The following is an 11,428-nucleotide window of genomic DNA, read 5'->3' as shown; positions in this document are numbered from 1 at the left end:
TTATGTACTTTCAATTACCCCCGCCATTTCCTTGTTGGCTGCCTACATTTTTGTAGATCGCAGCCAACTATTTGCAAGCGCCAGAGATAAGCTGTTGGGCTTTTGCTTGAACTTGCCAGTTATTGGGCTGGGACTGCTGCTGCTTGTATTTACATATGGTTTTTATGCTGTGACTCCTCTTCGGCCAAACTATTTCGGTGCGTTAGTGGGGTTGATTTCCCTTGTTGCAGTTCGGCCCTGGATGGAGTCGAATTTCTGCGCGCATCCACATCGTGAGTTTGTGATTTTTTCTTTTGGTGCTATCGCTTTCCTTATATTGGATATGTTTTTCTTTAACTCTATTACTTACAACTTGGAGTTGGCCCATGAGCCGACACCAAAGTTTCTGCCTTATTGGTTTTGGTGAGGTGTGCGGTCAGATGGGTTGAGTTACAACAACTTCAACTTTCGTTTGGCAACCAACAAGGCACTGATGCTAAGGGCGGCCGCGAGTATTAGATAAAAGCTGTGGAAAAGGGGGCGAATTTATTTTTGACGGGTGTCCCCGATGGAGTTCGGCTAGGACGTAGCCAAGGAAATAGGCTTGGACAGCGCCGCGAGTGATGCCAGTGAAGTTGCAGGCAACGATCATTTTTTTGCTGACTGGGTCTAGCATCGCGAAGAGCACGGYGTTGCTGGTTTCAAATGCGGTGGCTTGCGAGTCGAGGCGTAGCCGTACCTGCTCACATTCGGGTCGCGGAGGATTTCAAGGTGGAGGCTGGCAAGCTGAAAGTCGTTTTCAAGCATGGCCTGATCCGGGTTGAGTATCGCGAGGTTGAGTTGCTGGCACGGATTGGAAAACAACGTAATGCCGCGTTCCGGGCCGGCTTTCAACAAAGAGTGCTTGCGCAACAAGCTAGAAGCCCCAAACCCCAAACCCCAAACCCCAGATGCAACAAAGCCCGCACTAGGCGGGCTTTGTTGATGCTTCGTTTGGGCCGGGGTAATCTGAATTGACATCCTATGGCGATTCTGTTGAAAAAGTAGCTCTCCTGCTTGGCCTGAGGCAAAATCTGCTCATCAGCCAGCGGGAGAGTACGCAGCATGATGGGACAGTTATCGAGTGGGCAGGATCGGCTGTTTTACTCGTTCAATCTTGAACACCACATCCCAAAAAATCATCTCCTGCGCAGCATTGATCAGTGTCTCGATCTCAGCGACCTGCGCCACTACCTCGCCGATTTCTATAGCCCAATTGGGCGTCCTTCGATTGATCCTGAGCTGATGATCCGCATGCTAGTCGTGGGCTATTGCTACGGCATTCGCTCCGAACGGCGCTTGTGTGAAGAGGCCCATTTGAACCTGGCGTATCGCTGGTTCTGCCGGTTGAGCCTTGAGGATGAAGTCCCCAATCACTCGACGTTTTCCAAGAATCGACACGRCCGTTTCCGGGACAGCGATCTGTTTCGCTGGCTGTTTAATGAAGTGTTGCGTCGCTGCATGGACGCGGGTCTGGTCAAGGGCGAAGGCTTTGCCGTGGACGCCAGCATTATCAAGGCGGACGCGAGTCGGCAGCGTGGCGTGCCAGGTGATCAAGAGGTCAACTGGAGCGATCCGTCGCTCAGCACACGTGCCGTCCGTGAGTACCTCGAAGCACTCGATGAAGAGGCGCTGGCTGAAGCGCTTCCCAAGCGCTTATCGCTGACTGATCCTCTATCCCGCTGGACCGCGGCCCCGGGTGGCCCAGCGTTTTTCGCCTATTCCACCAACTACCTGATTGATGTCGAGCATGGCGTGATCATGGACGTAGAACCGACACCGGCTCATCGAACGGCCGAGGTCGAGAGCACCAAAACCATGATTGATCGAGTCGAAGAGTTGTTCGACATCAAACCGGATCGCTTAATCGGCGACACCGCTTACGGCACAGCACCGATGCTGGCCTGGATGGTGGAAGAGAAAGATATCGAGCCGCATGTGCCGGTGTGGGATAAAACAGAGCGCAAGGATGACAGTTTTTCGATCAGCGACTTCCACTGGAACAAAGACGCTGAGGAGTATCACTGTCCTGCTGGTAAGGCATTACGTAGCGAATGGCGTGCTTTCAAGAACCTGCGCTCACACGTGACGAAAGCCAACACCATCAACTTCCGATCCAGCCAAACCGACTGCGCGACGTGTCCGATGAAAGCCAAGTGCTGCCCGAACACTGCGGTTCGTAAGATCGCCCGCAGTGTTCATGAAGCGGCTCGCGATGTGGCTCGGCGAATCGCGAAGACGCCGGAATATGTGCGCTCTCGTCACGAACGTAAAAAGGTAGAAATGCTGTTCGCCCACCTCAAGCGCATCTTGAAACTGGATCGCTTGCGACTACGAGGGATGAGTGGCGCGACCGATGAATTCACATTAGCGGCTGCGGTACAGAACCTGCGCCGACTGGCCAAACTTACATCTCAAGAGCCACCCGCCACAGGATAGGTACGCCTGCTTCAAGCAAAAACCCTCAAATCAACTCACTGACAAAGCAGCAACGGTCAAAGAAGTACCGAAAAGCCACTTAGCAGTGGTGAATAGGTTCTTTGATGAGGCCAAGCTCAACGTCACGTTTCCTGAAAAACCGACTTTTCAACAGAATCGGCCRATAGCTGCCTTTCGCAATGGGCCGCTTTGGGTCGATTGCTGCCTGTCACCACCGGTAGCAGTGGGCAGCCCTCTCCTGACCATGGTTGTTAAGCGTGCTGGTCTAATTTGATGCACGCGAGTGGTCGGTACCCATGTAATCAGGTGGTCAGCTGGGGAGGGGCAATTTCGCATTTTTCGTGGGGGAGCGCCAACCTTGCACCAGGTTGACGCTAGTTGAAGGGGGGTTACTTCGTGGGTTTTACGATCTCGCCCACTCGTCGATAAACCTTCTTGGTCATCTCTTCTGTGGAGTGCCCCAGTAGTCGGCTGGCGTGTGTCAGTTCGATTTCACTTGCGGCTTTCGGGCGAATGTCCTTGAACTGAAACTGGCGAATGCTGATGGCCAACGCTGTGTCACCGTCGGCGCCAGCCTTGACTGCGGCTTTTTCCCGAGCTTCATCCCAACGGTTGCGCAACATCTGCTGGCTCATCCTGAGTCCGGACGTGTTGGTGATTAGGGTTGAGGTTTTGATACCGTTTAGCGCTCTGCGCTCCTGCAAGTCGTCAATAAAAGTGCTGAGTCCAGATTGGGCGCCGGCGTCTTCCAGACGAATACGCAGGCGCTTCTCGGTTTTGCCTTGCCCGATCATCAGGAAGCCGCTGTTCAAATCAGTGGCCGCAATCTTCAGTACATCTGCTGGGCGCTGCCCGGTCAAATAGGCCAGGTCCATCGCGTCCTTGAGTTCCTGTACGGCCTGGGCGTAGACCGCATCCCACACCGTTTCCCCTGCGTAATAGTCGCGGGGCGTTTCTTTATTACGTCGAACACCAAAGCAGGGGTTGGCGTTGGCCGTCAGGCCCCATTCGCGGGCGATGGTGAACATGTGGGAGAGCAGGGCGATTTCCCTATTGGCCCTGACTTTTGCGGTCCTGGCATCTCGATACTGGGCCACCACTTGGGGCGTTATCGAGTCAATGGGCGCTTTCTCAAATGACTTTCTGAGCTGCTTCAGTTCCTTGCGATTGTCCGATTGGGTACGGGGTTTCTTGCTGGGGATGATTTCCTTTTCATATCTGTCTGTAGTGGTCAACTAATCCCGGACACGACGTTAAGTTTTTCCTCGGCCCGAGCTGGTGCCAACCCACCATTGAATTGGTGAGGCCGAATCCAGTTGTACCGATGCATCAAGAAGTGGCTGATATCGCGCTTGGCTTCTTGAGTCGTTCTGTAGCCCGTGGTCGGTATCCATTCCGTTTTTAGGCTGCGGAACACGCGCTCCATTGGCGCGTTGTCCCAGCAATTTCCCCGGCGACTCATGCTCTGGCGCATGCGATAACGCCACAATCGCTGACGAAATAGCCGGCTTGCGTATTGCGACCCCTGATCCGAGTGAAACAGCAGACCCGAAGGCCTGCCACGCTGCTCGTAGGCCATATCCAGGGCCTTGATAACCAGATCGGCGTCCGGCTTTTCCGACAACGCCCAGCCCACCACCCGGCGCGTGCAAAGATCCAGTACGACCGCCAAGTAATGCCATTTCCCCTGGGCCCAAATGTAGGTGATGTCGCCGCACCAGACTTGATTCGGGGCTGGCACATCAAACTCACGGTTCAAGGTATTCGGGATATCGAGTCTTTCTACTGTCGCTCGTTTGTAGGCATGTGAGCCGGGTTGTTTACTGACTAAATCAAGCTCGCGCATCAAGCTGCGCACTTTGAATCGACCAAGTTGTTCACCGTCTTCAAGCATCAGCGACAAGATACTGCGGCTGCCCGCAGCGCTACGACTTTGCGTGAACAACTCGTTCACCCGGCTGCGCAACCGAAGTCGTTCAACATCAGGCGTGGTGAGTTGGTGATCATGAATTGGGAGTCAGAGGCATTGGGAAGGTTGTTCTGATAATGTGGGCTAATTGTATGTAAGAAGCAGAATTCGTAATAACGGGCCGCGTTTTATTGCGAATTAGTAGCGGATATTACTCCAGTCGGGTAGACAGAGTGGTGGTGGAGGACTACTTTTCTTGTAAGTAATATTTGATGTAGGTGCATATCAACATTCTTGCGTTCGCTGCATTGGTGTTACTGTTGAGTGCTCTATAGCCGGGTGTTAAGTTTTTTGTTGAAAGGATACGGAAATCATGAGCACGAAAGATTTATATCTAGTAACGCTGATCAGTGCAGGATTTTTACTCTCGGCTTGTGGGGCACCGACCGTTCGCTACTCTGCGATTGATGATGGCAATGAGTCTTCTTTAGTTGATACGACAAAATTTTATCTGCAAGGCTCGTGGATTTCCTTAACTAAGGCCCCCATAAAAGCTGCTGCAGTTTCAGGGGGCGATAATTCATCAGCACATACGTTGGGCTTACGAACGGCGTCTATTGTGGCCCCCAGCGATCTCTCGAGTGTCAGTGCAGTTGTACTTCCAGCTCCTGTGACTGATGTTTTGTATGCCGTTCAGCCAGAAAATAACCTTTTTCGTACAACCTCGCTTACGGTCACCTATTTTGATAACTCGTTGCTTTTAAAAAAAGTAGGGATTGAGTACAAAAATAAAACAGTACAGGCGATTCAGGCTGTTGGCGGAGTGGTGACCGCCGCTTCAGCAGTGCTTGCTGCGCCCTTAGCTTCTCCTCCATCAAATGGGAAGCTGTCCTTGCCCGTGATTCTGGATGTGACAGAACCGGTATGGTGCAAGTTGAACGATATTCCTAATCAGGGAGGCGGAGCGAAATGGCAATATCAAGTTGTACCTGTGGGTAATGAATGTGATAGCGGAAAGATTAAAGATGGCAAGGCGATTATCAGGTCGCGCGGAACGGTAGCAAGAGGTGACTACTTTGGAGCTTTGTCGAGCAAACATACTTTTGTGACATCAAGTTGCCGGGATGTAATCCTGGAAATTTTTTCCCCTGATAAAAAAGTAACTGCCAATTATCCACTCGTAATAGCCGACCCCAATTGGCTGTATACGTATGTTATGCCGGAAAAAGGGGCTATAACATTGCATTCGATATGCGGCGCGGACGTGTCTTCGGAGTCGGATTCTTCCAACGATTTTGTTGCATTTCAGGCTATGCAGGAGATTTTTAAACAAGCAAAAGCAATTAAAGATGCTAAGAAATAAAAAAATAAAGTCTGAGTAGGGTGGCTTTCATGTGAGTAATCGATTAAGGGGCGGGTGATGTATGACCAGAGTAATACTTTCCGCAGTAGCATTATTAATTCTATCTTGTAGTGCAGTTGCCCACGATATAAAGGGGCTAGCTCACGACGATCAACGATTGACAACTGAGCAAGCCGTTCCTGGCGCCGCATCACTTGGGGATCGAGTGAGCACCCTCCCTTCCAGCGCYTTCGCTGCGTTACAGTCCTCTGTAAGTCAATCGAAAAGTGCAATCTCGCCGATTCGACTTCATGGTTTAGTAATACGCCAATTGGCGTGGCCGACAAATTCGACATTGCGCGTTTGTTTTTATGATGGTGCTGCCGCAGCGCGTGCAGCGGTCGCTGCTGTTGCGAGGGAATGGACACACTATGGAAACGTAAACTTTGATTTTGGAGTAGGTCCAGGCTATAGAACATGTCAATCTGGCGATAATGTATCCATGCGCGTTTCCTTTAATGCGTCAGGATATTGGTCATTGATTGGAACGCAATCTATAGTGCATGCAAAAAATAATGAAGTTACGATGAGTTTAGAGAAATTAGATGAGCTTGATTTTGCAAGTGATGAGTTTAAAGATACCGTGCTGCACGAGTTTGGGCATGCTCTAGGGTTCCACCATGAACATCAGCAGCCATTTGCAATATGTGAGCCTCAGTTCGATAAAGAGGCAATAAAGGCGATGGTGTTCAAGGCACCGCCGGGAAGTTGTTATATAGCACAGAATCATGGGCTTTCAGATAAGGATAAGGCTATCATGGGGCTAGCTTATCCAAATTTGAAAGGCTCTGACGTCCGCGCTAGCGATAATGCTATGGTTCGGCAGTTGCAAGGTAACTTGAGGGATTCAAGTCAGATCAGATCATTGGACTTGTTTATAAAGTAGTTCCGTGTTTTTTTGTCACGAAGCAGGGCTGGTTTGCCAATGCTGACGAATCAGCTCAAATTACGGGATGCAAATTTTTTGTGAGCAGTATTGATTCAACACCCTGGTTCCTTACGTTACCCACCGCCTGACTGACCCTAAACCACTCGAATGTTTCCGACGGTTCGCCTTGATGCAGTGCCATTTGCTCGGCTCGCTCCTTGGGTGTGTCTGGGTCCAGCCATTCACGGGCTAACTCCGGTGAAAGCACGACTGGTCGCCGGTCGTGAATGTCCACCATGCCGCCGGCACTATCGGCGGTAATGATTACAAACCCGTCATGCTCGCCATGCCCTTCGTCGCTGTCGGGAAATTGGCCGATGGCCGCACATATGATCGGCGCACCATCCCGGCGACGGATGAGGTAAGGCCGCTTCTTCGGTCCGCCTTCATCGACCCATTCAAACCAGTTGTCGATGGGGGCTATGGCTCGGTGTGGCCAGATCGCCCGGAAGAATGCTCCTTGCGCGACTTTCTCAGCCCTGGCGTTGATCGGCGCGGCGCGATCCTTCGCCCAATGCGGTCGCCATCCCCAGCGCACCCGGTCAGCGTGCAGGGTGTTACCTTCGAGGTGAAGCAGGGCCACCTGAGTCGACGGCGCCACGTTGTACCGCTCGAGCGGCTGACCGCCGACGGTGTTGACCAGAGCATTGGGCATGCTCAGCGCGGCAACGAAGTCGTGGATTCCCCGGTACTGTGAAAGTCTTCCGCACATTGGCGAGCCCTCCAGTAGAACCAGCAAGTTTAGTTGTCTGGGAGGCGGGTATACGGGTCGATTCCTGTGAGTTCGAAAATTTTAGCGTAGAGATCGCTGATCAGCCTGTCCTTCGCGGCCAGCTGCCAATTACTCTTTGTCTCGATTGAGGTCTTATCACGCTTGGTGTTTGACAGTTCTGCTTGTGTGTGCCTTTACTGCGTGCTGTTTGGATATACAGTAATCGGGGCGTGACGGTCGGGCGAGGGTGGGGCGACGAGCTGTAGGGTTTTGGGTGGTGTACGGTCGGTAGTACGCAGCGAAAAGGGGGGGCTCTTCGCTGACGCCTCAGCAATCGAATGACCATGCATGGCTCATGGCTACCATTCAAGCCCATATGCCAGAGCGGGTATCCTTCGCTACCAGCATGGACATGGAACGCAGGGAATTCGGAGTATAAGCACCCGCATATCCCGCTAACGTCATTCTGCCCGGCCTCAGGCCGGAATTCCCAAGGACGAATCAAGGACGATGCATGATTTCTTCTGCCCGACTGGGCGATAAACACACCTGCCCATTGCCTGGGCACGGTACCACCCCTATTGCTTCTGCCAGCGCTGATACCAACATCAACTTCATGGGGGCTGCCCGTGTTGGTGACACCTGTGGTTGTGGCGCAGTGATTACGACAGGATTCCCATCCATTGTGGTGAACGGCCGTCCCATGGCTCACTTGGGAAGCCCAACCAGTCACGGCGGAACCATCATCACCGGGTCAGGCGATGTAGGTGGTGGGTTCGTCTTTGGTGGTAGTGTCGGAGCTGCAATCATCAACTTCGCCAAGCTCGGAGCAATACGCCCGAACGGGACAGTGGATGATGAAAAGATGGCCACGCTGTTGGCTGATCCGAAGCTCACAGAGAAAGCCACTGCTGCGCATGCGTTGATAGACCCCAACGCACCGAAGAAGACTGTACCGAAAAAGGTTGATCCGAAAGAAGCTGAGGCTAAAACACCGACTGCAGTTGCCTGCCTACATCCTGACCGGATGGCAGAGCTAGCGGCTTACATCGCAGGTGAAATGAACCGCAACATCAAGCACCCGTCAGTCGTGAAGATGAAAAAGCTCAACAGCTTCGATGCCGCAGCCGAATACGGCAAGTTTCAAAAGCTACCTTGGTACGCCCGTCTATCACCCCCCAACTTTGAAGCCATGGCGCTTGGGAACAAAGGTGCAGCACTGGCACTGTGGACAGAGCGTGTTGGCCAGAACAGGCCATGGGATCACAAGCCCAAGATAGGCGAACAGTTCGGCGGAGCATGGCAGAAACAGGGTAAGTTTGATTACTTCTACGACATTTGGTCGAACGTCCACTACGGGTATGTGGGGATGGCAGGTGGTCTTTCCGAAGGCATCTTGCTGGATGGGGCAGGGGTTGAACAGATTGCTTCAGACTCAATCCGCAAAGTTCAGAAGTGGAAAGAAAGACCTGGTCCGCACCGCTCGGCAGACATTGAAGGGATGCGAGCGTGGGATGATGTCGCGGATAGGACATCAATCAGCATCGGTGTGAAGCTGTACAGGCTGCACCCAAACGGAGGTATTACCGCGAAGATGGTCATGGACGAAGTGTTAGCAGTGAAGCCAGCAGGCTGGGGGGATGGCATCCGTGACCACGCTTGTAAGTAAACCCAAATCTAGGTACGTCTGGCGTGGTCTGATTGTGTTGGCACTCGCGCCCATTGCCTTCTGGTACTTCGCTACGCCACAGGTGAGTTTTCATTTCTCGAAGGACGGCCAAGGACGTCTTGGCTACATACTGAATGTCCAACACGACATATCCAAAGGCGAGATTTACCCCGGCGAAGTAACCGGTGGCCCCGGTCACATTTTCCCGAGCAAGAAGTTTTTCATGGAGTTCGACTGGAACAACGCTGGCAAGTCGCACTGTATCCGCGTCAAACCGAAATGGCCTGATACAGACATCTACATCGGGCCAGACGGTGAGCTTGATAGCTTCACCGATAGCCGCAGCATTGAGCCGTGTGGGCCATTTCCGACTGAGTGAGAAGGACCGATATTTTTCAGTCCCGGCCTGTATAGCTCTGCTTAGTTAGAAAAGGTTTAGGGCAAAATTAGGGCAGATTCGGGGCGCAATCGCGCTACGCGCTGTTCAAAGCTACGCCACGGAAACGAAACTGATCAGGCCTGATCTTGATCCTGCGCTGACTGCTTGGTGCRTAAACGGCGACCCCAAAAAGCTTTGAACTTTCCAAGTGCGATACTGCATTGCGGCTTCACCGCGGCAACGCCTTTACCAAACTTCAGTGCCAAGGCCAGCACCAACACAAACGGCCAGAGATTCAATTGGAAACTATAGAATCTCGGATCAACGGAGGTCTTGGCTTTTTCTATGGTTTGATTGAAGTTTTGGATGCGTTGCTGTGTAGTGAGTTTTTTATCCGTCCACTCGTTCAGCTGCTTGAGCTCACTATTAGGAGTTGCTAGGCAGGGGGTCAGTCCAGTGAGTATGAGCGTCGCATTATTGACTTGCACGCTCTCCATCTCTTTGACGAAGGCTCCCGTGTCGTAATGGCTGTACACCGCCTGATCGAGCATCTGCAACTCGGCCAGGCTTTTGCTTTTGATGGCCTCATTGGCACGATTGACTTCATAGGTTGCGCCAAGGCCCAGATTTTGTTGAGAGAGTGCCTTGTAGCTCCCGATCAGTTCGCGAGTGGTAGTCGAAGGCAATACGCGTGATTTTTCAATCTCCAGCAGCATGGACTCCGCAGCATTGCAGGTGCTTAACAGACGCTTTTCCATTGGCCGGTCAGCGCCAGTACTAGCGGTCTTGATAAAGGTCTCGATCATTGGTGAAAGTCTTTTCGCCGCCTCACAGGCGGGTGTTGGACTGACCTTGGCGCAGACGGCGGCGAGCTGCGGGATGGTCTCCATCAGGGCGATATAGCTTTTGTACAGCTCTGCATCGATATCGACGTGGACGCGGGGTTGATTGGCGAGGGTCAGTGTCAGTTCCTTTTGCAGCAGCTCCTTATTTTGTATCGCCTCGATTGCTTGCCGCTGACCGTTGCTGTTGTGAAACAGCAGGATGATTCCTATCGCTGCGAATGGGTAATACAGGCAATCGACCCATGCCCATAGGTTTGCTTTGTGGCGCCAGAGACCCGAGGAACCTGCAATAAGGAAAGCGATTGCGGTGTATAAGAGCAGTACCTGCATTGTGCGTTCGCGGTAGAAAGTCTTGGCATTTTTACTTCGGGCGATGATGGTCTTTTCATCGGGCCTGCACTTCTTGAAAGGGGCAGGAGGGGCAGGCGATGAGCAGAATACTAACGGTTGAGGGGAGAGAGGAGAGAGGCCGAGAATGTAGCAAAAAACCGTTCCGCAACCCAAAACTGGACCCTTGAAGGACGTGGTCTACAGGCCGTTAAAAATCAGTAGCTTGCGGAACGCATGCCATGCTAACCTGTTGATCTACTTAGCTTTGTGGGTGGATTGCAAATCCGCCTACGCCGGTTCGATTCCGACCTCGGCCTCCACTATAAATAGCTCCGTAGATCACTGATTTACGGAGCTTTTTTATTTGCAGTAGACGGCAAGATTTTGTCTTGGATTTGACGTCAGCGAACTTGCTTAGAGGGGAAGGGGTGTATATATTTCTTCCCCTGCTGCACCGCACCAAAAAGGATTGATCGTTAATTCGATCGTTCTTGAACGCTTCACCGCGCTACCGCCCGAATGGCGAAACTGGTAGACGCATGGGACTTAAAATCCCCCGCTCGTAAGGGCGTGCCGGTTCGATTCCGGCTTCGGGCACCATATATATCAAGGGTTTGCTAGCGAAAGCTAAGCAAGCCCTTGTTCGTTTCTGGTCCGCAATTCACTTGGTGGGTGAGAGCTTCTTGCCTACTCAGTTTCGATTCTACTGCCCCGTCATGACAACAGTCGTATGAGCCAGGCGCACAAGTGAAAGGGCGTGGGGATATTTCCTGAGCCTATAAGGGCAGGGCAAAAGG

8 protein-coding genes, 1 tRNA gene and 2 pseudogenes are annotated in these 11,428 nt (G+C 52.3%); 7 read left to right on the top strand and 4 right to left on the bottom strand.

What is annotated here, in order from left to right:
• Together AC1DH9_RS25060 and AC1DH9_RS25055 are read left to right on the top strand one after the other, a co-directional pair.
• Positions 1-406: pseudogene (locus AC1DH9_RS25060) on the top strand (hypothetical protein); the annotation flags it as partial.
• Between the two features lie 677 nt (positions 407-1,083).
• On the top strand, positions 1,084-2,457 hold the full coding sequence (locus tag AC1DH9_RS25055) for a transposase (RefSeq protein ID WP_477808977.1): 1,374 nt from the start codon (positions 1,084-1,086) through the stop codon (positions 2,455-2,457).
• Positions 2,458-2,846: 389 nt separating this feature from the next.
• Here AC1DH9_RS25055 and AC1DH9_RS25050 read toward each other — a convergent pair whose 3' ends face one another.
• Together AC1DH9_RS25050 and AC1DH9_RS25045 are read right to left on the bottom strand one after the other, a co-directional pair.
• Positions 2,847-3,692, bottom strand: a complete 846-nt coding sequence (locus tag AC1DH9_RS25050; protein ID WP_427537115.1) for a tyrosine-type recombinase/integrase — start codon at positions 3,690-3,692, stop codon at positions 2,847-2,849.
• Positions 3,689-4,435 (bottom strand): annotated as a pseudogene (locus AC1DH9_RS25045) (IS3 family transposase); the annotation flags it as partial. The pseudogene AC1DH9_RS25045 and the gene AC1DH9_RS25050, both read right to left, overlap by 4 nt.
• A gap of 304 nt (positions 4,436-4,739) precedes the next feature.
• On the opposite strand from AC1DH9_RS25045, the gene AC1DH9_RS25040 reads away from it, so the two are divergent.
• Both AC1DH9_RS25040 and AC1DH9_RS25035 read left to right on the top strand, forming a co-directional pair.
• Entirely contained in the window at positions 4,740-5,729 is a 990-nt protein-coding gene (locus AC1DH9_RS25040; protein WP_427537113.1) for a hypothetical protein, read from the top strand.
• 61 nt (positions 5,730-5,790) lie between these two features.
• The gene (locus tag AC1DH9_RS25035) at positions 5,791-6,654 is read left to right on the top strand and encodes a zinc metalloprotease (RefSeq protein WP_477808976.1); all 864 of its coding nucleotides are present in this window, start codon (positions 5,791-5,793) and stop codon (positions 6,652-6,654) included.
• Between the two features lie 55 nt (positions 6,655-6,709).
• Here AC1DH9_RS25035 and AC1DH9_RS25030 read toward each other — a convergent pair whose 3' ends face one another.
• On the bottom strand, positions 6,710-7,408 hold the full coding sequence (locus AC1DH9_RS25030; protein WP_427537109.1) for an SOS response-associated peptidase: 699 nt from the start codon (positions 7,406-7,408) through the stop codon (positions 6,710-6,712).
• A 514-nt stretch (positions 7,409-7,922) separates the two neighbouring features.
• Here AC1DH9_RS25030 and AC1DH9_RS25025 point away from each other — a divergent pair.
• Both AC1DH9_RS25025 and AC1DH9_RS25020 read left to right on the top strand, forming a co-directional pair.
• A complete protein-coding gene (locus tag AC1DH9_RS25025) occupies positions 7,923-9,077 on the top strand; it encodes a polymorphic toxin type 44 domain-containing protein (protein ID WP_427537105.1) in 1,155 nt (384 codons plus the stop codon).
• Positions 9,058-9,456 (top strand): hypothetical protein, encoded by a 399-nt coding sequence (locus AC1DH9_RS25020; RefSeq protein ID WP_427537103.1) that lies wholly within the window; start codon positions 9,058-9,060, stop codon positions 9,454-9,456. Before AC1DH9_RS25025 ends, AC1DH9_RS25020 begins: the two co-directional genes overlap by 20 nt.
• A gap of 134 nt (positions 9,457-9,590) precedes the next feature.
• Here the strand turns inward: AC1DH9_RS25020 and AC1DH9_RS25015 are convergent, their stop codons facing one another.
• On the bottom strand, positions 9,591-10,631 hold the full coding sequence (locus AC1DH9_RS25015; RefSeq protein ID WP_477808975.1) for a hypothetical protein: 1,041 nt from the start codon (positions 10,629-10,631) through the stop codon (positions 9,591-9,593).
• A gap of 513 nt (positions 10,632-11,144) precedes the next feature.
• On the opposite strand from AC1DH9_RS25015, the gene AC1DH9_RS25010 reads away from it, so the two are divergent.
• Positions 11,145-11,231 (top strand) — tRNA-Leu (locus tag AC1DH9_RS25010).
• The last annotated feature ends 197 nt before the right edge of the window (positions 11,232-11,428 follow it).

This window comes from Pseudomonas sp. 05T35, from assembly GCF_056396605.1.
This window is presented reverse-complemented; position numbering and strand designations above follow the sequence as displayed.

Excerpts from the sequence above, each read along its gene's own strand:
- AC1DH9_RS25040 (WP_427537113.1), top strand. The coding sequence starts at position 4,740 with ATGAGCACGAAAGATTTATATCTAGTAACGCTGATCAGTGCAGGATTT.
- AC1DH9_RS25030 (WP_427537109.1), bottom strand. The coding sequence starts at position 7,408 with ATGTGCGGAAGACTTTCACAGTACCGGGGAATCCACGACTTCGTTGCC.
- AC1DH9_RS25025 (WP_427537105.1), top strand. The coding sequence starts at position 7,923 with ATGATTTCTTCTGCCCGACTGGGCGATAAACACACCTGCCCATTGCCT.